We start from the raw sequence: 23,804 nt of genomic DNA on the forward strand, positions 1-23,804 counted from the left end.
AGGTTTAGCCATTTCGGCGATTTTTACCAGACATCCACACTTCTTTTGTTAAATAACGAATTCTTTCCATAATACGTTTAGCTTTAAGTGGTTCTTCGTCCCCTCTTTGTGTTACAGAAAGATGATCTTCCAAATCTTCCATAGAAAAATTAGAAGAGAAGAATGTTGGCAACTGTTCCTGCATCCGATATTGTAAAATAACACCAAACACTTCATCTCGTATCCAGCTACTCATAGAATCAGCACCAATATCATCAATCATTAACACTTGTGATTTTTTCACGGCATCTAATTTTTCAGAAACAAGATCTTTTCCAATCGCTTGCTTCATTTCTACGGCAAACGTTGGAAAATGGACTAATGTGGTACTAAATCCAGCAATTGCCAATTCGCCCGCAATCGCCCCGAATAAATAAGTCTTCCCAACACCAAAGCTTCCAACTAAGTATAGACCTTTATGGAAAGCCTGTTTGTCCGTTGTATAGCCTTCAATAAAGTCCAGAGCTGCAGAAAGTGCTTCTCCTCGGCCACTCGTGTTTTCAAAGGTTTTGAATGACGCATTTTGAATATCTTTTGGCATATCAACCGCATGGATTCGACTTCTAATCTCTTCTTGACGACGTCTGGCAATTAATGCTTCTGTGGGTACGTAGGTAACATCCACATAGTGAAAATTAAGCATCAGCTGAGGTTCATAGCCTGGAGCGATCATTGTAGGATCATTTAGTTGATATTTTCGTTTTTCTTGTACAAATTCATAAAGCTTTGCATAGCTTTTTTCAATGTCCTCTTGCGTTAACTTTTCTTTGTGCTCAGCTAAAAATGCTTGGACATCACTATCGGATAGAACGGTATTCATCATTTCAGTATATCGATCTTGATAGTTTCTTTGTTTGACTATTTTTGAAAGCTCTTTTCCAACATCTTCCATCAATGGTCACCTTCCTTCTTTGCTAGGTAGTTTTGAAGTTTGCGATCAATCTCAGCCTGTTTTTTTGGATCAGCAGCTGTCTCCTGCTGTGGTTTGTTTAGCCAGTCAGGAAGCTTTTCACGTCGAACTCGTTTTTGTCCAGTTCGTCTAGGTGCTGTTTCTAATTTTTTTGCTGCTTCTTTTTTCACACTTTTTAAATGTCGAATAGCAGCTTCAGGTGACTGAAGTTTTAACTGTGACCAATCATTGGCAATTTTATCAACAAAGCTTCGTGTAAGACTGGCATTATTTTTAACAACCAGAACATAGTTAATGAGAATATTTAGCACACTATTTTTTAAAGGAGATTTATTAATTAAGTCTTGTATAAGCCACGTCTCCTCTTTTGAAACGAAGCCGCCTTTTTGCTCTTTGATTGCTTCTAAATAAATCATTGGAGGAATAGTCTCACTATCTTTTATTAGCGCAAGTTCCTCTTCATTAAAGCCTTCTTGACGTAACGTATTCCAACGTCGCAGCTCTTCGTCGGGTCCCTCATTGGAAATAGCTTCAGGTACTTGTTTTTTATTGTTTGGCAGCGTAGAAACTGTTAAAACGCGTTGTAGCTCTTTTTGATTAAACTCGCCTGACATCATATCAAATGCAGGCAAACTTAATTCGATTAGTTCCAACTCATCTACTCCATACATTGAATGATAAAGAGAAAAAAGTTCTTTAATGGTATCTGTTAAATGTACAGTAGTTCCTAGTTTTCTCTTTAACAGTTCTTCCACAAAGGACCAATTCAAAACTTCCAGCTCGTTAGCAACAGGCTTTCTGGCTTGTAGTAGTTGAAATTTTTCTGTTACACGCTCTAATTTCTCGCTTTTTTCAATGAGTTCCTGATTTTGCCAGCCATACACATCTAAAAATTTTTTTGTTATTGATTGATAACCTTCCACATGAAATGTTTTAGGTTCAAACTGTTGAACAAGACGTTGAAATTTCTTTTCTCCGACTGTATTTAGTAAGTGAAATGATAAAACAGTATCTTTAAAAAATTCAACAGGCTCCATTGGGGAGAGAAGCTGATAGACAAAGACAGTACCAAGCTCAGAAGAGTCTTTTTTATACGTGTTCAATAAACCAATACCTTCTAGCTTGCTTCTTGCTTCATAAAACTGCGGAATGCCACAGTTCAGCATCGTTAGCAACTCGGCATGAAGTGACTCTTCACTGCTTCCTGTTAGCTGATTAATTTCACTTGTCATCGTAAGGTATAAAGCGAGTGCTTGTGCCCCCATTATTGGTTGATACAAATGGAGCAAAGCTTCACTTGCGAGATCTGTATTGGGGAGCATTCTTACGATTCGATAAATATTTTTGGGTTGGATTTCTTTCCAAGCATTTTCCAAGAAAAGGCCTCCTTTTCACTACTCGTCTTTTTTATTGTCTGCCTTTGCTTTTTCTACAATATCTTGCAGTTCTTTTAAGAAGACAGACATGTCTTTGAACTGACGATAGACACTGGCGAAACGGATATAGGCGATTTCATCTAGATCAACGAGTTCTTCCATTACATATTCACCAATTAAATTAGTAGAGACTTCGCTTTCTCCTAAATTTTGCACCCGATTTTCTACATGGTCAACAATGGCTTCCATTTGTTTAATTGCAATTGGTCGTTTTTCAGCGGAACGAACCAGACCTCGCAAGATTTTTTCTCGGTTAAATTCTTCGCGATCACCGTTCTTTTTGATGACTAATAAAGGTGCTGCTTCAATTCGTTCAAAGGTTGTAAATCTAAATCCACAGTTTTCACATTCTCTTCGACGACGAATCGCACGTCCATCATCTGTTTGTCGACTATCTACTACACGAGAGTTATTATTTTGACATCTTGTACAGCGCATGATTTTCACCTCAATTTAATTATTATTAAACTTATCACTAGGATAAAACAGTCATTTTCATTCAAAGTTGTGAAATTTCTTTTTCTTCTTTTGTACCAATTTTATTATAACATGAATTTCTATGTAGTCGTAGATTTCTACTTAAAAAAGCCCTCTATTCATTGATTTATTTGTATGGCAGGAGTGATTTTTTATTCGTGTAGAAAACATGTCTCTAATAAGCCAGCTCTTAAATGGAGATTCTTGTTCTTTTTTGTAAAACCAACTTATTATTCAATTTTTTTGTATCGTTTTTTTCTTGTTACTTGATTTTTCACTGTTAACTTAAGAAAAAACCTTACAGATGAGGAAAGAATCTCGACTCATCTATAAGGAGTAATGTCTATTTTTTTTCTTCAATTCCAGTGTAGTGTTTCATACGAATTTCTTCTCTTTGTTGTTCTGGAGAAATGTGCGGAGATTGACTGACATGTTCAGCAAGCGGATCTTCTGCTTTATGAACAGATTGTTCTTTTGTTAAATCTTGATTTCGGGCTGCCAGTTCATCGTAGCTGTCTTCTAACTCTTCTATGCGCTCTTTTTCCTTTTGAAGTTGTGCTTTTGCTTCTTTCATTTGCTCTTTGCCTTCTTCTTTAAGCGTTTGATTATGCAGTAAATCACCGACTTTTTCCTTGACTGAACCGATCACTTTATCTGATTGATTTTTTATTCCGCTCATACCAATTCCTCCCTCTGTTATTGATAGAATATCAAAATTTTCCATTTGATTCAAAATATACGCAATTCATAATCTGGATGATTGAAACTCCCTACAGTACGTGGTAACCTAGAAAAGTAAATTATTTTTAAGGAGTTTTTTTCATGACGCAACCCTACCAATCAAGAAAACAAATTCATCGTAAAAAAAAGAAAAACTGGTTACCGTTACTTCCTGTCTGTATCTTGTTTCTTGCAGGCGGCACGTACGTGATTAATAAAATGCTTGTTGACTTAAATCCACAACAAGAAAAAGCACATGCAAGCAGCTCATCAAAAAAATCTGAAAAAGAACAAGCAAAAGAGTCACTTCTTACGCAATTATCAAATGAAAAATGGACGAAAAGCGAGAGCTATTCAACCAGTGAACAAACGTTTTTTATTGACGACTTAAAAAATGAAGAAAATTTAGGCTTGTTATTCAGCCATTTCCCAAAAGAAAATGCACCTGAGATCGTTACAGGAAAAGAAGTTTCTGAAGATTACTCAGAGGCGTTAAAGCGAGTCTATTATGATTTTTCTAGCTATACTTGGAATGAAACAAAAAAGATTTATGACAAAACGGAGTCAAACTCTGGAGAGGCAAGTTTTATGAAAGCTGATACGCATGAGTTACCTAAAATTACCGATTTTTTCCCAAGTAAAACAGAACTAATGCATAGCCATTTCCTTATTCAACAGGAAATATTAAATAGTAGTCAGGACGGTAATAAGATTATTGATGAGGTGTTAAACCAACAACCCTTTACCCCTGAGGAACTAACGGTGAGTAAAGTCAATGATGTTGGAATTCAAGTAAATCTGACAAAACCTATTGGAGATGTCTCATCGTTTACACTCCCTTGGGCCGAGTTTGCCTATTATTTAAATCCCAAATACGTTTCTACACAATATTTTCCCAAAAAAGAAACTAAACAAGTCGCTCTTACTTTTGATGATGGACCGAGTCCAGAAACGACTGAAAGATTATTGGATATTTTAAAAGAAGAAAATGTCAAAGCTACATTTTTCGTCTTAGGAAATGCAGCACAAGCAAATCCATCAATCTTGGAAAAGATTATTTCTGAGGGGCATGTTATTGGAAACCATTCTTATGACCATGCAAAATTAACACAGCTTAGTCCGGAAGCGGTAAAAAAAGAAATGCAAGATACAGACAAAATCGTTTATCAAACAACCGGTCAACTACCAAAATATATTCGTCCACCCTATGGTGCAATGAAAGAATCAATTGCAAAAACCTTAAATCAGCCCTTAATTCACTGGAATATTGATACGGAGGACTGGAAAAAAGGAAGCCCCGAAGACATTGTAGGTGCAGTGAATGAAAATTTGGAGAATGGTTCGGTTATCTTGCTCCATGATATTCATAAAACAAGTGTGGATTCTGTGCAGCCGCTAATACAATCCCTAAAAAAACAAGGGTATACGTTCACTTCCATTAATTCACTATTCGAAGGCCCACATCGAGGAACACAATATTTTGGCGGTTCAAGAGAAATTAATGTCTTTCAGTAGAAATTGACAAACCTTCAATTAAATAACAAATAAACACGTTGACTGTTTAGCCAACGTGTTTATTTGTTATTTAAATTTTGAGAGCCAGGCCATCACTTGCTCTCTTGTCTTCTCTTGTGACCCCTGGTTATCAAAAACAATGTCGGCTCTCTTTTTCTTTTCCTCGATGTCTAATTGACTGTGTATTCGTTTTAGCGCATCCTCTTCATTGAGATGATCTCGTTTCATCAATCGCTGTAATTGCAATACTTCTGGAATATAAACAACCGCAACCTGTGTCATATATTGCTCATAATGACCTTCAAAGAGTAAAGGAATATCAACGATAACCAAAGAAGCTAGCTTCTTTTTTTCTTCAATTTGTGCCACTATTTCTGATCGGATGAATGGATTTAATAGCTGATTCAGCTGTTGTCGTTTTTCATCAGATTGAAAAATAATTGACCCTAGCTTTTTACGGTTCAGATGTCCATCCTCGGTAATTATTTCATTTCCAAACACTTCAACAATGGCATTCAGTCCTGGTGTCTGAGGTTCTACTACTTGTCGTGCTACAATATCTGCATCAACAATGGGGTACCCTAACTCCTTGAAAACGGCAACAACACTACTCTTTCCAGTAGAAATTCCCCCAGTAATGCCTAAAATGAAACTCATCGAACCTTCCTCACTTTCAATTTTTGACAGGTTGGACAATAGTGCGTTCCCCTTTGAGCAACCTTTGTTTTGATAATCGGGGTACCACATCGACTACAGGGAACGCCTGTTTGTCCATAAGCTTGAAGAGAAATTTGGAATTTACCAGCCTCGCCTAATGCATTTAAGTAGCTGCGAATCGTAGTCCCACCAGCTTCTACTGCTTTTCCCAAAATATCAATAATAGCTAAACGTAGGGTTGCTGCTTCCTTTTTATTGAGTGTATCAGCCGGCTGTTCAGGATGGATTTTTGCTTGCCAAAGCGCTTCATCCACATAGATGTTTCCTAATCCTGTAACTAGTTTTTGATCAAGTAACAGCGGTTTAATTGCTTTGTGGGATTTTTTTAATCCTTTTTCAAACTCGGCTAATTTGAACACTTCTGGAAGCGGCTCAGGACCAAGGCTTGCAATCCCCTTATAAGAGGCACTTTTTCCTTTTTCCATAAGTGCCATTCGTCCAAATTTTCGCACATCGTTATAATGAAGCTCACTGCCGTCCGTAAAATGAAAAATGACATGTGTATGCTTGTTTTCTGGAGCATTTTCTGAATAAAACTCATATTTTCCTTCCATCCGTAAATGAGAAACTAGTTCCCAATCGGTTAGTTGAAGAATCAGATATTTACCTCTTCGTTGAATAGACTCAATTGTTTGACCGATAAGCTCAAGTGCAAATAACTCTGCATCAGGTTGTTCAATAATTCGTGGCCAACGCACGGTTACATAATCAATTGTTTTTCCGATAACCAATCGTTCAAGTCCCTTTCGCACGGTTTCTACCTCTGGTAATTCTGGCATGATTTGACACCTCCGTATTAAAAAATCAGTCCACAGATTATTCAACAAAAAATGAACAATCTATGGACTTCGTGATTGCCAGGTAATCACTTAGCCAATCACATTATTTTGCTTCATACCAAGTTTTTCCCCAGCTGCTGTCTGTAATTAATGGAACGTGTAAGTCCACTGCATGTTCCATGACTTCTTTAACCAGTTCATCAAGTCTTTCTAATTCTTTTTCTGGAACTTCAAATACTAATTCATCATGAACCTGTAAAAGTAGTGTAGCTTCTAGTTTTTCTTCTTTTAAACGTTTTGCTAAGTCAATCATCGCAATTTTCAGGATGTCTGCAGCACTTCCTTGAATGGGTGTGTTGATTGCTGTTCGTTCTGCAAATGAGCGAATATTGAAGTTTCGAGAATTAATATCTGGTAAGTATCTTCTTCGGTTATACAGTGTTTCAACATAGCCTTTATCTTTTGCTTCTCGGACAATGTCTTCCATATACTGTTTTACCCCGGGATATTTTTCAAAATACGTATCAATATATTGTTGGGCTTCTTTTCGAGTAATTCCTAAGTTTTGTGACAATCCATAATCAGAAATCCCATAGACAATTCCAAAGTTCACGGCTTTTGCCTGTCTACGCATATTTGGTGTAACGTCCTCTGCTTTTTCAATACCAAAGACACGCATCGCTGTACTGGAATGAATATCCTGTCCCTCAATGAAGGCTTCTTTCAAATGCTTATCATCTGAGATATGGGCAAGTACACGCAGTTCAATTTGAGAGTAATCCGAAGAATACATCACCCAATTATCTGCTCTAGGGACAAAGGCTTGGCGAATCTTTCTTCCTTCTTCTAAACGGATAGGAATATTTTGTAAGTTTGGATCAACTGAACTTAATCTACCTGTCTGTGTCAATGTTTGAACGTATCGGGTATGAACTTTCCCATCTGATTGAATGACTTTTAATAATCCTTCAACATATGTCGATTGGATTTTGGAAATTTGACGATATATAAGAATATCATCAACAATAGGTGCTTGTTCTCTTAATTGTTCTAATACGTCTACTGCAGTAGAATACCCTGTTTTTGTTTTTTTAATGACAGGTAGGCCCATTTTTTCAAATAGAATAACTCCGAGCTGTTTAGGTGAATTCAGATTGAAGGTTTCACCCGCTTCTTCATAAATTTTGGATTCAATTTCTTGAAGCTTCGCTGAAAATTCACCCTTCATGGTATGCAAACGTGAAGCATCTACTGTAATCCCTGTAATTTCCATATCGGCAAGAATCATAGATAAAGGTAATTCCATTTTATAGAATAAATCTGCTTGATTTTTTTCTTCTAATTCTTTATTTAACTTGTCTGACAATACATCGATTGCACAAACCTTACGTGCAAGATGAGCAAAAAAATCCTCTTCTTCTTCTGGAAGTCCTCTTTTTGCACCTTTTCCATAAACCGCTTCATCTGAGCGGATTTCTGTGTAACCATAATGTTGTGCCACACCTTCGATATCGTTACTGTTGTCGTTTGTATCCAGTAGATAAGCTGCTAGAAGAACATCAAAGTCAATTCCTTGCGTACGTGTGATATAGCGATTTAGTGCAACGAATGTACGTTTTGCATCATACACTTTTTTTAACATGGTTTGATCTTCTAACCAAGATTTAAAATGTGGATTTTCAAATAACGCTAAATCATTCGTTACGTATGCTTTGTGTTTTGTTCCCCATGCGACACCGACAATATCCTCTAAATGGTAGTTATCTCCTAACATTTCTACATATAATGACATGTCTGTTGTAAACATTTCAGGCGTATATTCATTAACAACATCAAAATGTATGTCCTGCATTTCAACTTCTTCTTCTTGGATATTTAACTTAGCTAAAAATTGTTTGAAGTCCATTTCTTTGTAAAAAGGAACTAACTTTTCTAAATCTTTCCCCTCATATTTCAGTGACTCAATAGATACATCGATAGGAGCTTTTGTATTGATGGTAGCAAGCTCTTTTGACATAAAGGCCTGTTCTTTATCGTTAATTAGATTTTCTTTCATCTTACTTGCTTTTAGCTTATCAATATTTTCATAGACCCCTTCAACAGAGCCATATTCCTTCAACAGTTTAATCGCTGTTTTTTCTCCAATTTTCGTAACACCAGGAATATTATCAGAAGTATCTCCTGCAAGTCCCTTCATATCAATAATTTGTTTTGGCTCAAGTCCGTCATACTTCTCTGCAACATATGCCGGCGTATACGTTTCTAAATCACTAACTCCTTTTACTGTAATATCTACTTTTACAGAATCTGTAGTCAGCTGTGTTAAATCTCGATCTCCTGAAAGAACTACGACATCAAACTCATCTTTTGGTGCAAGAACAGATAATGTACCAATAATATCATCTGCTTCATAGTTATCTAGTTCATAATATTTCACGCCAAGTCCCGTTAAAAGCTCGCGGATATAAGGCATCTGTTCTTTAAATTCACCAGGAGTTTTTGAGCGGCCTGCTTTATAATCTGAGTAGATTTCTGTTCGGAAAGTTGTCTTCCCCGCATCAAATGCTACAAGTACGTGTGTCGGTTGCTCCTTTTCCATCACATTTTCAAACATATTGTTGAATGCATAAATTGCATTGGTATGCAGACCATTTTTATTCTTGAAACGCTCTAACGAATTGTGTAGGGCAAAAAAGGCGCGGAACGCCACACTATTTCCATCCACCAGCAATAATTTATTTTTTGTCATCAATACGACTCCTCACTTGTTTCCATACTCTCTTTCATACTTATCTATTTTAACAAATATTAGAAGTGATTGCGAAAAGAAAAACTGGTTGATTTACAAATGAATAAAAAAACTATCTTTCATCGGAAAAATCCACATAAAAGATAGTGAAACTCTATAAAAATGACTAGTTGATTAGTTTGTTCGGTACACAGGTTCTGAAGCTACAATAAACTAAGAATGAATAGGAATTTCTATCAGCTCTTTTTGTTCAATTCTATAAACACGATTGCATAATTCATGTATATCCTCTTTATTATGACTAGCCAGTAAAATAGTGGTTCCTTCTTCTGCCATTTTCCTCAAAAGCTGTCGGATTTTTATGATACTTTTTTCATCTAGCCCATTCATTGGTTCATCTAATAAAATAACATCTTGGTATTCCATAATGGCTTGGGCAATTCCAAGCTTTTTTTTCATTCCAAGAGAATATGCCTGTACTTTCTTATCTTTTTCACTGAATAAGTTGACAGACTTCATCGTAGAGTGAATCTCTGTATCAGAAAGCTTATTTTTTATACTTGAGAGTAATTTCAAGTTTTCAAATCCCGTAAGCTCAGCCAAAAAGGACGGTTCTTCAATCAGTACACCCAGATTCTCTGGAAAGGTATTTGTTTTTGTGATTTCAGTTTGTTTTACGGTGATTTGTCCTTTTGCAGGTTTTAAAAAACCAGCAATAAGTTTAAACAAGACACTTTTTCCGGAACCATTTTCTCCAACGATTCCGATAATTTGTCCTTTTTTACAAGAAAATGAAAGATTATCAAATAATAAATGATGCTTAAATTTCATGCTTACATGAGTAACTTCAATAATATTCATCTGTGATTCCTCCAACTTCTATTCAATAAATAAATACTAAATCCGATATAAACTAAAAGGTTTTGAATAAAAATCCATAGTAAACTTACTAAAAGATTATTGTTTTTATCAAATTTTGCTAGTGTTCGGGCAAGAGTTAGGATACTTGTATTGAAAAAGAGAATCTCCTTTTTTCCAACAAGAAAATAGGAAAAGCAATAACTAAATAATAGAAAAACCAGCACACTAAATATTGCATTTTTTTCAGTAAAGATTATTGTTAGAAGCAAAAATAAATTTGCTAAAGTAATGCTAGATAGTACATTTTCAAAATAGAAAAGAGCTGTTTCTTTTGAAAAAAAGAGCTGGATAACTGCTGAAGGCTCAGTAAAAAATATGGAAGAAATCAGAACAAATAAGAAGGTGAAAAACAGAAAAAGTCCCCAATAAATAATCCCCAGATTCAAAGCATAGAAGCAGATAGATTTGTACCACTTCTTCAAGCTATCGAAACGAATAAGAAGCAGATACAAATCGCTTTTTTCAGCACTATGACTGGATAAACTAAAAAAGTAAAGATAGAACAAATAAAAAAATAGAAAGCGCAGTATCTGTAATACAGAAAAATCTTGATAAGGTACTCCTGCAAGTAAAATACTATAGAAATCAGAGATAGTTCGTGGTGTATCAATCCAAACTGACACATATAAACAACAGACTCCGAAAAAAACAAGACTTAAGACATTTCTTCTTCTAAGAGCTAAAAAATAGATTTTTTGTATACGAATGAATGTATTCATGGATTATTCTCCTACTGATTTATGTGTGTAACAATAAAAAAGAATTCCATCAATTATCATAAGAGAAAGTCCCCAATATCGTAGATTTTTTAGTACGAGGCTGGAAAAATTTCTAACAGGTTCTGTACCTGTATACAGTAAGTAATGAGTAAAAGGTAACCAGTCACTTACTAGAGTATCTTGTGATAATTTATAAAAATATGCTTGAATACCAATGAAAAAGAAAAGAATAAGGAACGCGACGGCTCGATTTTTTGATACAAATGTGAGGAGAAGATAACTGTTAGCTATAAAAAATAAGTAAAGAAAGAAGAAGCTCCATGCAAAACAGACCTGTATTAAGGGGGCGACCTGCGTATTTGGAACTATTTTTAGGACAGATGTATAGTAGTCGATTAACTCTTTGTCCCAAGAAAAATACTGCTTTTGAGTGGGTAAGCCAATAACGATAACCATTAACAACAAACAGATAAAAAACCGAAATAACAGTTTTAATAAGAAGGAAAAATCAGTCAAAAATAATTGTTTCCTTCCTCCAAGACGAACCAGAAACATGTATTTTTTTATTGGAAATTCTAATTCGATAGTTAGATAAATCATAAATAATAGCGGGATACCAAAGAGTACGGTATAAAGTGTTTGTACATTATAGAATAACCAAGCAACGAGTCGATCATTTTTTGTTTCCAGAATAAATTGATAATAGGACACACCAATTAATACAGCTAAGGAAATGAGATATAGCAGACTTTTTCCTTTACTCTTTTTTTCTCTGATTGTATTTACTCTATTGATCATTTTTGTTCTCCTTTGAAAAATAAGTTGTTCCAATTGAAAATAAAACAACCAATAGGAAAGCGAATTGAATGTAAATATTTTGGAAAGTAGTCGTTGTATTTGCAGATAAATCAAATGTCGTCACTGGTTCATAGCGATCTAAATGAAGCAACGGAAAAATAAATGAAGGAAAAAAGTAAATAATTAGTGGAAAAAATGCGGTAATATATTTATTTTTGATAAATATTGAGCTTACAAAACCAATATTAGCGTAAATAAAGCCAAATAAACCGCTGTTTAAAATAAGTAGACCTGCATAAAGTCGTTGATTTTCTTTAAAAATCGTAGAAAATGGCCCGCCAATCTCCCCCATATAAGCAGGTGCACTGCTTGGATAGATGAGTAGATTTAGTAGAAATAGACAAATAAGAGGAAGAACAATGACCAAGCTTCCCATCACTCCTACTGAAAAAAATTTTATAAAAAAATATTTCTTCTTAGTCATTCGAACAAAAATTGCTGTAATCATATTGTTTTGTTGGTCATTTAAGTAGGTGTTCCCCATCGGCAAAGCAGCTATTAACGGTGCTAACAGTGGAAGCAACGAGGACGTGCTGAAACTGAAACCAGAAAAGAAGAGAGTCAGCCCCTCTTCCATTTCTATTAACAATCTGTTCCCTAAAATACCAAAGAGGATACTAAGGAATGATAGAATCATGGCAAATATAAATAATTTTGACTTTAAACTAAGTTTTAGTTCATAGATAAAATAGGACAAAAGTAAGATCCTCCTTTTTAAGTAAAAGATAGCGTTATCAAATATATCAATTGAAAATATAATGACTCATCGGGGCTCCAACTACCTTGGGCATCGACGCTCACAACAGTAGTTAGAGGTGTAGACAAAGCTAATGTTGTTTTGTTACCTTATTATTGAATAAGCAAAATCCCCTGTCAACGAGGTTTTCGTTACATAACAGAGGGTCATTTATTTATTCATTTTGAGGGTCATCTAGTAAAAAAATACTTCTTTTTATCGAATAATTATTCCCGTTCATTCTTTCAAAATAGGAAGAATTGCCTCGTGTTTCTATTTTGAAGAATGTATTATTTAATGATAGAAAGTTTTCAATAAAAACAACCTATTTTACCTAGTTTAGCGACTGTTAAAGTGTCTGTTTGTCTTTTTTTCGGTAAAAAGAAAATAACCCACCCATAATCTAATTAGGTGGGAAAACAGCTTATTAGTTTTCTATATACACTTCTCTTTCGTCAGAATAAATCATTTGCCTTCAAGACCGGCAAATCTGTCTTACTTCTTTTCTATCAAAAATTGACGCTTACAAACAGGAGAGAGAAACGAATTAGAGTGACTCCCTTCATCTGTTGAGAGTAGCAAGTAGTTTAAGGGTAGTGTTTACTCCTGAAAAAATCCTAAAAAAAAGAAAGTAGGGTGGAATACAAAGGACTCCCCCTACTTTCTTTTTCTCTCAATAACTAATTGTTTTAATAAGCAAATCTGGTTTCTTCTATTTTTGTTCTGAAATCAATCATTAACGTCCCTGCATATACTCTTCTAAATCCACCATCGCCTTTTTCACAATCTCTGCCGTAATCGTTTCTTTCATGAAATGAATCGTCTCATAATCTTCGACCGCTCGTTTAGCCACCCGATTATATGACTCTTCAGTCAGTTCCATCTCCATGGCTTTCAGACTGATTGGTAAGCCAAGTTCATGATAAAAGGGCAATAGTGAATCAATTTCGTTCCACTTCTCTTCAATAACAAGTTGGACAAACACCCCATAAGCTACTTTATTTCCATGCAGGTGTGCATGACTTTCAGGCAATAAGGTCAAAGCATCATGAATCGAATGAGCACCCGCAGTTCGACCATAGTCATCACCAAATCCTCCAACCATTCCTCCCACTAAAATGTTTGTTTCCACCACATTCAAAAAGGCTTGATTAAGGGTTAATGTATCCATTGCTTTCAACGCTTCTTTGCTATCTGTTAAGAGAACATCATGACATTTTTTGGCAGCAAATTCTGCTACTTGAATTTCGATAGGCTGTATCTTCATCTGGGAGATAATGGCATCTGCTTCATACCATTTTGCTAGCGTATCCCCAATTCCTGCAATCATCAATTCTTTAGGCGAATGTAAAATTACCTCCGGATCAATTAGAACAAGCGCATTACTTACTGGGAACACGTCATAGCGAGCCATTGACCCATCTGGATGATAGATTACACTAAGAGGCGTGTAAGCTGCGCAGGTAGCAGCTAAAGTAGGTAAAATTAACACGGGAAGTCCATTGGCGTATGCCGCTGCTTTGCCTAAATCGGCTACTTTTCCGCCACCCACAGCAACAATTGCATCCAGCTCTTGTTCTTTAATAATGGTCGTTAGTTCTTGTGTGCGCTCATCTGTACATTCGCCACCGTAATAAACAAAATGTGTCTGTACAGTATGTAGTTCAGGAAAATAGGGTTTTGCTGCTTCCCATGAGTTTTTTCCATGAAGAATCATGACCTTTTTCAAGTTTCTTCTATTTAAATGATTTTCCAATTCGTTCCATGCATGTTCCTTACATTCATATTCCTGAGGCGCTCCTCTTACAATTAATGACAATGACATTTTCTTCTCTCCTCTATCGTTTTCTTACTGTATAAAAATTTTCTGATTTGTTTATGAAAATCTCTTTTCCTTCTACTTAATCTATGATATGATAACTCACATCTGAAAACAATAAATTTTTATACATTTATTCAAAAAAATGGAATATTTATTAAAAAAAGTCAAATAAAGGAGAAATATAAAATGAAAAAAATATCGAAACTATTTGCACTCATTCTTACATTGATTATTGCGCTGAGTACACTCATTCCGACGGTTTCAGCATTTGCAGAAGAGAAAGATGCTATCTATGAGGATGTACTAAAACGCGGAGAATTGGTTGTTGGGCTTTCTGCTGATTATGCACCCTATGAATTTCACGCAGAGGTAGATGGAAAAGATACCATTGTCGGGTTTGATATCTCTATTGCGCAAAAAATTGCAGATGATTTAGGCGTAAAATTAAAAATAGAAGAATTAGGATTTGATGCATTATTAGGTGCATTAAAAACAGGGAAAATTGATTTAATTATCTCAGGAATGGCCCCTACACCAGAGCGTGTTAAAGAAGTAAACTTTTCTGATTCTTATCTAGTTGTTCAACAGCGAGTGATTGTTCGAAAAGAAGACAAAGAAAAATTTCAGTCGGTAAATGACTTTAAAGGGATAAAAGTAGCTGTTCAAAAGCAAACAACCCAAGAAGAACTTGCAAATAATGAGTTAGTGGGTTCTATCCCTACCTCTCTTCAAAAGATTCCTGACGTGATGATGAATTTAACCAATAAAAAAGTAGATGCTGCTATTTTAGAAGGTCCCGTAGCAGATGCCTATGTAGAAAGAGATAAAAACCTCGTCTTTGCCGATGTGACGTTTGAACAAGGGGCAAAAGAAACGGCGGTTGCAATTTCTAAAGATGCGCCCATTTTGACTGAAAAAGTCAACGCTTCTATCAAGACCGTAAATGAGAACAACTTGTTAGAGGGTTATAAAAAAGAAGCAGGCAAACTAATGTTTACCGACGATCAGGGATTCTTAAAAAAATATGGGAAATTTTATATTAGTGGTGCCGGCTATACAATCTTCTTGGCTTTCATCGGCGTATTATTTGGGGCAATTCTTGGCGGCCTGCTTGCTTTAATGAAGCTTGCAAAATCAAAAATTTTACGTGCAATTGCCATTATTTACATTGAATATGTTCGTGGGACACCTCTGCTTGTTCAAATCTTTATTGTATATTTTGGGACGCCGATTCTATTTCAAGGAATTTCCGTTCTTACTCAAGCAGTTGGATTAGGCGCAATTGCATTTGATCTTTCAAAAGTGGCAGCAGGTTGTATCGCCTTGGCCTTGAATAGTGGTGCATATGTTGCTGAAATTATCCGTGCAGGAATTAATGCGGTCAATAAAGGACAGCTTGAAGCAGCTCGTTCATTGGGCATGAATCAAGGACAATCCATGCGGTTTATCATTTTACCTCAAGCAATTAAAAATATCTTACCTGCTTTAGGAAATGAATTTGTGACAGTAATCAAAGAATCATCAGTTGTTTCTGTAATTGGTGTGTCGGAGTTAATTTTCCAAGCTGGAAATATTCAAGGAGCAAGCTTTAAGCCCTTCCTACCTTACTTGATCGTTTCACTGATTTATTTTGTTCTAACATTTACAATCTCTCGTCTATTAGGTGTTGCTGAAAGGAGAATGAGTACAAGTGATTAATATTAAAAATTTGCATAAAACATTTGGTAAAAATGAAGTATTAAAAGGAATTGATTTAGAGGTAAAAACTGGAGAAGTAGTTGTTATCATCGGTCCTTCTGGAAGTGGGAAAAGTACCTTTTTACGCTGCTTAAATCTGCTTGAACAACCCAATGAAGGAATCATTGAGTTTGAAGGGAAAAACCTTTTATCAAAAGAAGTAAATATTGACCAGCTTCGTCAAAAAATGGGAATGGTGTTTCAAAACTTTAACCTCTTCCCTCATAAATCTGTTCTAGAAAACTTAACCATCAGTCCGATTAAGGTAAAAAAAGAAGCACCTGAAAAAGCAAAGGAAAAGGCTTTTGAGCTGCTGGAGCAAGTTGGACTAAAGGAAAAAGCAGAAAGTTACCCTGCGAAGCTTTCTGGTGGGCAACAACAACGGGTTGCCATTGCTCGTGCATTGGCAATGGATCCTGATGTAATGTTATTTGATGAGCCAACCTCGGCTCTTGACCCTGAGATGGTTGGTGAAGTATTATCGGTAATGAAAGCTCTTGCTGAAAAAGGAATGACGATGGTTGTGGTAACTCATGAAATGGGTTTTGCTCGTGAAGTAGCAGACCGAGTCATCTTCATGGATGCGGGGATTATTCAAGAAGAAGGAACACCAGAAGAAATTTTTGGACACCCGACTAATCCTCGAACGCAGGACTTTTTAAGAAAAGTTTTATAGGAGGTTATTATGGACAAATTTTCAATTGCAAAACGTCACCAACAGCCCGTTGAAAACATTCTGATGGATATTGCAACCAGAGCAAAAGAGTTACCTAATCTACTTGATTTATCTATTGGAGATCCAGATTTAATTACAGATGATACGATTATTCAGCAGGCCTTTGAGGATGCTAAAAATGGCTATACGCATTATACTGCATCAGATGGAAGTCAAACATTTATTGATACGGTTGTCGATTTCTATAAGAAAAAATATAATTTAAGCTTCCAAGCGAATCAAGTCCGAGCAACAGTTGGTGCTTTACACGGTATGTATCTTGCCCTACAAGTTATCTTAGATCCAGGAGATGAAGTGATTATTCATGAGCCGTATTTCTCTCCTTATAAAGATCAAGTAATTTTTGCAGGTGGAACACCAGTCTTTATCCCAACGTATGAAAAAGATGAATTTCAAATTAACTTAGACGTTTTAAAAGCAGCAATCACAGATAAAACAAAGGCAATTATTATTAATTCGCCAAATAATCCAACAGGGGCAGTTTTCTCACCAGAAACATTCAAAGCAATTGCTGAATTAGCAATAGAGCATCATTTCTATATTTTATCAGATGAAGTGTATGAAGCATTTAGCTTTTATGACGAGTTTGTTCCCATGGCAACATTTGCTCCCGACAACACGATTACATTCAGCAGTTTCTCAAAAGCCTTTGCGATGACTGGTTGGAGAATTGGCTATATGATTGGTCCTAGCTACATAAATGAAGTAGCAAAACTGATTAATGAAAGCTTAACCTACTCTGCACCAACCATCTCTCAACAAGCCGGGATTTATGGGTTGACTCATTATGATTCACTTGTTCCCCCTGTGGTCGAGGTCTTTAAGGAACGCCTTGAATATGTTGGGAAACGAGTTGAAGCAATTGAGTTTCTTTCCTTACATCCTATTAAAGGAAGTATGTATGCTTTTATCAATATTGAAAAAACAGGTCTAGATTCTGTTTCGTTCGTAGAAAAAGTCTTAGAAGAAACCAATGTACTTATGATACCTGGAAAAGCCTTTGGTGAAACAACAGGCGATACGTATGTTCGACTGGCAGCAACTCAAGAAATAACTGTTTTAAAAGAAGCTTTTGATCGAATAGAAAAATTGAATTTTTAGAAAAAAGCTCATTTTCATTTTTAAAATGAAAATGAGCTTTTTGTGTTTATACATCTACCTAGAAGGTAAGTCTGTTAAGGTATATTCCAAGACTCCAGAATAGTTTTCAGGATAAACTTTGTCAACAGATGTTTTTAGGTACATTCCTACATCCTCGCTTTTAAATGATAAATCATAGGTAAAGAATTTTTGACCTTTCACACTCTCAGTAATTGAACCTGTTGGAGTTGAGTTAGAACTTGATAGAACTGCTAATCTTGATTGAATAGGTACATCATAGGTATCGAATTTTAAAACTAAAGGTGTAAAAAGGGTATGTGAAGGATCTAAGGTACTGACAAGTTTAGAGTCTTTTAATTCAACCATAACGGACCAGTTTCCACCGACTCCTCCATTCCTGGAATCTAAAATAGAGAGTCCCCAATCTTTGACCCGAGAACTAAGTAGATAACCGTCTGGTTCTGTATCATCCAAACTTTTTGTCTCAAATTCTAATGGTTTCACAGAAATAAATTTAAGCATTGGTGCAGGCTTATCTGCAACGATGGTTGAAACAATCCCTGTCACAGCGTTATCATAAGGATCTAATTCTGCTACTTCTACCTTCTGAAATGGTAATAAGTCTTTCCCTAAATCTACTGACCATCGTTTGTCTGACTGAATGACGGTCGATCCCTGTTCATCTATAGAGGTACCATTGCTGTTATAAATTTTATAGGACACCTCATCCCCTGGAAATGTCCCCATTCCATTTATCGTTTTGCTAGAGGTTAAAGCGGTTGGAAATAAAGGTCCTTTAATAGTTGGCGAGGTGGGTAGTGCTTCGTGTATCACTTCTACCGTAGAAGACTTTATTTCTAAATTATAAGGATCATAGCTTTCAATCGTTAAGATTTCTTTTTCTTTTAGTGGAAGACCTGTTTTTATAGGGATTTTTTTGAATTCTCCATTAGCATCGAAGGTTCCTTTTGCAAGCTCAATATCTTGTCCATTTCTTGAAACAGTAATTGTAAAGTTAAATAGCGGCTCCCCGGTACCACTTAGTGTTTTGGAAAGATTCGTTGGAACTTCCATATCAGGTGTTTTGGAAACAAAAAAAGGAATATTCATTAATCGAGCATATCCATAGGCTTTTGTCTGCCACATCAAAGTAACCGAGCTTCCAGATACTTTAGAAAAATCTTGATTACTCATTGTAAAATCGACATATTTTACTTTAGAAGGAGATTTTGTTCCTCCTCCTTCTTCAATATAAAACTGTGAACTTTTCTGATCAAAATAACTTCCTGCAGCATCCCTAACGCTTCCAACTGCTCCTTTAATGTATATATCGGTTGTCTGTTTAGTAATTCTTCCTTTATAAGTATTATTTGCTGTAATAATCTCTGGAACATCTGCGCCATTTCCATTTTTGTCCTCCCAAAATGGCTTCCAAAAATCATAAACATCTGAACCATAAGTTAATCCTGAGATAGGTTCCATTGCTGCTTTATCAAGCGAGTTTGTAACCATCAGATTAGTATCATCAATAGAAGTACTATCTAAATAATTGTTTACCGATATTGACTCTCTAGTTTCGTCTGCATTAGTGAAAGAGGTAATGGTCAGTAGTAAGAATAAGATAAAAAACAAGCTAACAACAAATAGTAGTTTATTTTTATAAAGTTTGAATGTAGTTAACTTTTCCATTTTCTCCACCTACCTCTGTTTTTTCGATAATAATAGTATCCTATAAGTAAAATTATTAATAGCCCAATTTCAATGAGTATAAATTCTTTACTACTTCCTGTTTTAGGTAGCCTTTTTTGTTTTTGATTAACAATAATCGTATTTTCATCAGGAATTTCTTTGTTAGACTCATTTGTTAAGTTATTTTGAGAATCAGTAATATGGGTGTTTGGCGTAAAAGAGAGACTAATATCAGACTGTAATCCTGAAGCTTTTGCTGATTCCCCAACAAAGAAAAATAAAGTGAGACACGTTATTAATAATAAATATCGAGCAATTATTTTCATAGATATCAGCTCCTGTCTTTTACCGACGTCTCTTTACACGTTTATAAATTAAAACAATTAACAATACAATAAGAATTGTTAGAATGACACCGGCAATCCCAAATATTAGTGCAATATTTATCATTTTTTTACCAGATGTATCATCTAATGATTCTATATTATATTTTTTTGCCTTCTTTGCACTGATTGAAAAATCCTGATCTAATACCCAAGAATAACTTTCGCTCTTTGCCTTAATCCTCAGATGATAATCGCCTGATTCTAACTTTTGTTTATCATATAGAATGGGAAAATCAAAGTTTGAATTAGGTGCCATTTGAAGATTTTCCAACTTGGCTTGTTTTACAATCCCGTCTTCATCTTCTCTCGTAATAATCCCTTCAATAGAAAGATTTGGAACAATCACTGCCTTGTAATTTTGGATTTTTGCAAAAACACCTTTATGGTAATTTAACATTCCAGCTTCAACATCAAGGAGTTTTAAATCAGGAACTACTTCATGGTCTTCTGTTAGCTTGATTCCAATAGCATAAGAGTATTGACTTGTGATTGTCATCCCTTTCTTTTTATGTGTTTCTTTTGGCAAGTTGTCAACACGCGAAAAATACCAACTACCTAACAGTACTCCCTGAAAATATTCTTTTGGCATAGTAAGAGTAGCGGAAATTTCTTTTTTTCCTCCAGCTGGTACAGTAATCCTCTTTTCTCCATCTAATTTTAGTAAATCTTTTAAGCGATATTTCAGTGATGCATCGAATTTGTTTATATCTTTTCCATACTCGATTTGTCCTGTGGCACTTGTATAGGCTGTGTGTATCGCTGTCTCAACAACTATGTCTTGATCTGTTGAATTGAATACCGTCGCTTTAATCTGTTGTGTTTGTTTAGGCTCCATTTTTAAATCAAAAAATGTATTTTCTTCGTGAATTTGATTCTCGGGAATGGTGGCAGCCACACTGTAGCCTACCATTCCCTCTTCTTGTTCTGACTCACCAAAAGCTAGTACTGAGCTTCCAAACAATAGAATAAGCAATCCGGTTAGAAGCAAAATTTTTTTATTTTGTCTCACTGGGTACTTGCAACTATCCATATATATTATCCTTTTCTTATTAACGAGTTGGTGAATCGTTTAATGTCCAAACAAGTTTAGTGGTATACGCTTCTGCCAAAGCAGTCCCACCTTTTACATGTAATTTTATATCTGCCGGGTTGAAGTTAGCGACTGTAATCCCTGCCCCATCTCCGCCTGGTGCTGTCACTGCTACACCGCCAACAAATGCATCCTTAACTGCTGATGCTGATGCTGGATTAGCTCCGGCAACATTTGTTGAAACAGTTGAAGCACCGATTTCGAGTTCTGCACCTTTTAATTCATCACCATTACTAACCGTTTTTAATGGGTCAGCTTTGACACTTAGCTTCCAGCCAAGCGCTCCTCCACGAGCATCAGAAATCTGAACAGACTCAAAACCATTCCATACATTACTATTCCCATCAGCCGAAGTAAATGTAGCATCCATCGCTGGTACTTCATGTGAGCCAAAATCAAGCAGATTTGTAGCATAAATGACTGCTAAAGGACCTTGATTCCCAGTACCAGGGTTTCCAGGATCTACCTCGGGTTTTGTAGGATCTGTAGGATCCACCGGAGGTACTACAGATGTCCCCGGAGTGAATGTCGCATTGACATCAGTTTCTACAGAGCCTACATCAGTTGCCTGTACAGTAGCGCTAAATGCAGTTGATAACAGTACACTACTCATCAGTAAAAATCCTACTCTGTTTTTTTTCATTGCTTGCTTCATCTTAATTCCTCCAAAGTTTAAAAAAATTTTTCTATAATTTATTAAAACAATCAGATGATTGTCTCAAAAATAGAACAAAAGAAAATAACTAATTACGAATAATAAGTGCAATAAAGAAAGTCAGCCTTAAAATTAAAGAAAGAGTCCCTTTCTCATGTACTCATTTTGTGAGGTCATTGAACAAAGAACACTGACGCATGCCTTATATTAGCAAGAAACAATACTAGATTATAGATTTTTCTTATTTTTTTTATGAGGAAATATCAATTCATTACCTAAGAATATTTATATAATTTTAATATATATATCTGTAGTTTTTAATGTAAAAACGAAAAAATCTGTGATGCTAGAATAAAGTATCTGTTTTTTTTTGTTATTTTCGATAAAAATGGAGACTTGATTACTCAAAAGAAATGATTCTAGTCTGCTAGTTTTCCTAAAATAAACATGCTATTTTTAATTTCTAATTTAGGGGATGATAAAATGATGTTAACAAAACGAGACTTAGGAAAACTTACTGCACTACGTTATTTAATCGAGGAAAAAGGTCATGTAACAAAGAAAGAATTAGCCTTTTACTGTAATATTTCAATGTCTACGCTAAAAAGATATATAGAATCAATTAATAATGATTTACATGAATATAAGGAATTCGTAAATTTATCTATTCAAGATATAGATACTAGCTATGCCATAAAAAATCCAACTCCTTTTAATGAATATTACGTAATAAAGAAAATTCAGTTTCTATATTATTCAAAAAGTATTTATTTTCAATTGATTCGAGATATTTTATTAGGCACGGTGACCCACTTATCAGAATTAGTAGACAAATTGTATGTAAGCTATACCTATATTTATAAGCTGCTTTTAGAAACTAATTCGTTTATTGTCCCTCTTGGTATCAAGATACATTATTCTAAACAATCAGATAGAGTTTATATGTCTGGAAGTAAAAAAGATATCCAGCTCTTTCGTATTTATTTTTTTTGGTCAACCTATCAAGGCGTCGAATGGCCCTTCACACACACAACTCCTGACGAACTTTACGCGTATTTTAGGGAGAGTGAACTAAAAGAGTTTTCTTCACTCTCTTCTTCTAAAGAAGAAAAGTACCTTTACTCATTAGCAGTCTCGACACTTGAAGCAAATGATGATGAAAAAGATCTTCAACTATCAAAAGAGTTCAAAGAAATTTTAATGATTTTTCAAAAAACAAATGATTGTTCTTTGCCACTGTGTCGAAAACAGTCTACTGAAAACAAACGAGACGAAGCTTCAATTGAAGAGGAACAGCTATACTTTAATTTTATTTGTCGAATTTTTGGTTCCGCCAATGATTCAGAAAATGTGCAATATATGATTGGAGAATATCTTACTTCACTTGAAAATGAAGTAATTCATTATTGTAAACTATTAGTGGATTCTTTTTTGTCTGTTTTTTCCGAAAAATATACTATAGAATTTCCTCAATTAATCAAAAATCGCTTACTTTATACATTTTCTTTGTATTTTGTTAATACATTTTACGTTCAATTTAAACCAGCAACGTTTCAACAATTATTTCATATAAATGTAGATGCTAAAGTAACGGAATCTGTTATTTTTATTGAAGCGAAAATTTTTTTTGATACCTTTTTAAAGGAAAATCCTTTACCAGAGGAAATACGTCTATCAGACGTTCATTTACATTTGGCCTATGGACTGATTCATACACTTCTTTCTGAAATAAAAGCTCCTTCATTAGCAGTATATATTCAATTTTCAAAAAATATGTTTGGTCAAAGCTACATTCAGACACAACTATACAATACCTATGGTCGAGAAAACATTCATATCGCCTCTGACATCGATCAGGCTGATATTATCATTTCGGATTTTTTCGAAAATCGTTACAAAGAGAGAAACTATTTTTATTTAGATAATTTACATGATAATAAGCTGTGGCAGAATTTGAACGAATTTATTAACTATCACCGACTAAAGATTAATAACAATTAATAATTTATAGT

General features: G+C 35.1%; 21 protein-coding genes. 5 read left to right on the forward strand and 16 right to left on the reverse strand.

Features of this window, described 5'->3' with window-relative positions:
* Positions 1-4: 4 nt before the first annotated feature.
* The 4 genes from dnaI to I589_RS10105 form a co-directional block, all read right to left on the reverse strand.
* Positions 5-931, reverse strand: coding sequence for a primosomal protein DnaI (dnaI, locus tag I589_RS10090; RefSeq protein WP_010767541.1), 927 nt, complete (start codon positions 929-931; stop codon positions 5-7).
* On the reverse strand, positions 931-2,325 hold the full coding sequence (locus I589_RS10095) for a replication initiation and membrane attachment family protein (RefSeq protein ID WP_010767540.1): 1,395 nt from the start codon (positions 2,323-2,325) through the stop codon (positions 931-933). Before I589_RS10095 ends, dnaI begins: the two co-directional genes overlap by 1 nt.
* An 18-nt stretch (positions 2,326-2,343) precedes the next feature.
* Complete coding sequence (gene nrdR, locus I589_RS10100; protein ID WP_010767539.1) at positions 2,344-2,823, reverse strand: transcriptional regulator NrdR; 480 nt, start codon at positions 2,821-2,823, stop codon at positions 2,344-2,346.
* 382 nt (positions 2,824-3,205) lie between these two features.
* The gene (locus I589_RS10105; protein ID WP_010767538.1) at positions 3,206-3,541 is read right to left on the reverse strand and encodes a CsbD family protein; all 336 of its coding nucleotides are present in this window, start codon (positions 3,539-3,541) and stop codon (positions 3,206-3,208) included.
* Between the two features lie 143 nt (positions 3,542-3,684).
* Here I589_RS10105 and I589_RS17865 point away from each other — a divergent pair, with 143 nt between their 5' ends.
* Complete coding sequence (locus I589_RS17865; RefSeq protein ID WP_010767537.1) at positions 3,685-5,097, forward strand: polysaccharide deacetylase family protein; 1,413 nt, start codon at positions 3,685-3,687, stop codon at positions 5,095-5,097.
* 66 nt (positions 5,098-5,163) lie between these two features.
* Here I589_RS17865 and coaE read toward each other — a convergent pair whose 3' ends face one another.
* The 8 genes from coaE to I589_RS10150 form a co-directional block, all read right to left on the reverse strand.
* Complete coding sequence (coaE, locus tag I589_RS10115; protein ID WP_010767536.1) at positions 5,164-5,754, reverse strand: dephospho-CoA kinase; 591 nt, start codon at positions 5,752-5,754, stop codon at positions 5,164-5,166.
* The gene (mutM, locus tag I589_RS10120) at positions 5,751-6,593 is read right to left on the reverse strand and encodes a DNA-formamidopyrimidine glycosylase (RefSeq protein WP_010767535.1); all 843 of its coding nucleotides are present in this window, start codon (positions 6,591-6,593) and stop codon (positions 5,751-5,753) included. Before mutM ends, coaE begins: the two co-directional genes overlap by 4 nt.
* A gap of 103 nt (positions 6,594-6,696) precedes the next feature.
* Complete coding sequence (gene polA / locus I589_RS10125; protein WP_010767534.1) at positions 6,697-9,342, reverse strand: DNA polymerase I; 2,646 nt, start codon at positions 9,340-9,342, stop codon at positions 6,697-6,699.
* A gap of 213 nt (positions 9,343-9,555) precedes the next feature.
* Complete coding sequence (locus I589_RS10130) at positions 9,556-10,203, reverse strand: ATP-binding cassette domain-containing protein (RefSeq protein ID WP_010767533.1); 648 nt, start codon at positions 10,201-10,203, stop codon at positions 9,556-9,558.
* Positions 10,200-10,982 (reverse strand): hypothetical protein, encoded by a 783-nt coding sequence (locus I589_RS10135; RefSeq protein WP_010767532.1) that lies wholly within the window; start codon positions 10,980-10,982, stop codon positions 10,200-10,202. Before I589_RS10135 ends, I589_RS10130 begins: the two co-directional genes overlap by 4 nt.
* Before the next feature lie 3 nt (positions 10,983-10,985).
* On the reverse strand, positions 10,986-11,780 hold the full coding sequence (locus I589_RS10140) for a hypothetical protein (protein ID WP_010767531.1): 795 nt from the start codon (positions 11,778-11,780) through the stop codon (positions 10,986-10,988).
* Positions 11,770-12,537 (reverse strand): hypothetical protein, encoded by a 768-nt coding sequence (locus I589_RS10145; protein WP_010767530.1) that lies wholly within the window; start codon positions 12,535-12,537, stop codon positions 11,770-11,772. Before I589_RS10145 ends, I589_RS10140 begins: the two co-directional genes overlap by 11 nt.
* Before the next feature lie 775 nt (positions 12,538-13,312).
* Entirely contained in the window at positions 13,313-14,401 is a 1,089-nt protein-coding gene (locus I589_RS10150; protein WP_010767529.1) for an iron-containing alcohol dehydrogenase family protein, read from the reverse strand.
* 183 nt (positions 14,402-14,584) lie between these two features.
* On the opposite strand from I589_RS10150, the gene I589_RS10155 reads away from it, so the two are divergent.
* From I589_RS10155 to I589_RS10165, 3 genes are read left to right on the forward strand one after another with little or no spacing between them, the layout of a single operon-like run.
* The gene (locus I589_RS10155; RefSeq protein WP_010767528.1) at positions 14,585-16,096 is read left to right on the forward strand and encodes an ABC transporter substrate-binding protein/permease; all 1,512 of its coding nucleotides are present in this window, start codon (positions 14,585-14,587) and stop codon (positions 16,094-16,096) included.
* Positions 16,089-16,811 carry an amino acid ABC transporter ATP-binding protein gene (locus I589_RS10160; protein ID WP_010767527.1) on the forward strand — a complete coding sequence of 241 codons (723 nt, stop codon included), beginning with the start codon at positions 16,089-16,091 and terminating at the stop codon, positions 16,809-16,811. The genes I589_RS10155 and I589_RS10160 overlap by 8 nt, the downstream gene beginning before the upstream one ends.
* A 9-nt stretch (positions 16,812-16,820) precedes the next feature.
* The gene (locus I589_RS10165) at positions 16,821-17,972 is read left to right on the forward strand and encodes a pyridoxal phosphate-dependent aminotransferase (protein WP_010767526.1); all 1,152 of its coding nucleotides are present in this window, start codon (positions 16,821-16,823) and stop codon (positions 17,970-17,972) included.
* Positions 17,973-18,026: 54 nt separating this feature from the next.
* Here the strand turns inward: I589_RS10165 and I589_RS10170 are convergent, their stop codons facing one another.
* Genes I589_RS10170 through I589_RS10185 form a run of 4 tightly spaced genes read right to left on the reverse strand, consistent with a single transcriptional unit; the run spans position 18,027 to position 21,792 of the window.
* Complete coding sequence (locus I589_RS10170) at positions 18,027-19,661, reverse strand: hypothetical protein (protein ID WP_010767525.1); 1,635 nt, start codon at positions 19,659-19,661, stop codon at positions 18,027-18,029.
* On the reverse strand, positions 19,649-19,987 hold the full coding sequence (locus I589_RS10175; protein WP_010767524.1) for an EF2685/EF0750 family sortase-dependent surface protein: 339 nt from the start codon (positions 19,985-19,987) through the stop codon (positions 19,649-19,651). Before I589_RS10175 ends, I589_RS10170 begins: the two co-directional genes overlap by 13 nt.
* A 19-nt stretch (positions 19,988-20,006) precedes the next feature.
* Positions 20,007-21,077, reverse strand: a complete 1,071-nt coding sequence (locus I589_RS10180) for a WxLIP family cell surface protein (RefSeq protein ID WP_010767523.1) — start codon at positions 21,075-21,077, stop codon at positions 20,007-20,009.
* A gap of 19 nt (positions 21,078-21,096) precedes the next feature.
* Positions 21,097-21,792, reverse strand: coding sequence for a WxL domain-containing protein (locus I589_RS10185; protein ID WP_010767522.1), 696 nt, complete (start codon positions 21,790-21,792; stop codon positions 21,097-21,099).
* A 483-nt stretch (positions 21,793-22,275) separates the two neighbouring features.
* Between I589_RS10185 and I589_RS10190 the strand changes: the two genes are divergently transcribed.
* The gene (locus tag I589_RS10190; RefSeq protein WP_010767521.1) at positions 22,276-23,793 is read left to right on the forward strand and encodes a helix-turn-helix domain-containing protein; all 1,518 of its coding nucleotides are present in this window, start codon (positions 22,276-22,278) and stop codon (positions 23,791-23,793) included.
* The last annotated feature ends 11 nt before the right edge of the window (positions 23,794-23,804 follow it).

Source organism: Enterococcus phoeniculicola ATCC BAA-412 (assembly GCF_000407505.1).
GTDB lineage: Bacteria > Bacillota > Bacilli > Lactobacillales > Enterococcaceae > Enterococcus_K > Enterococcus_K phoeniculicola.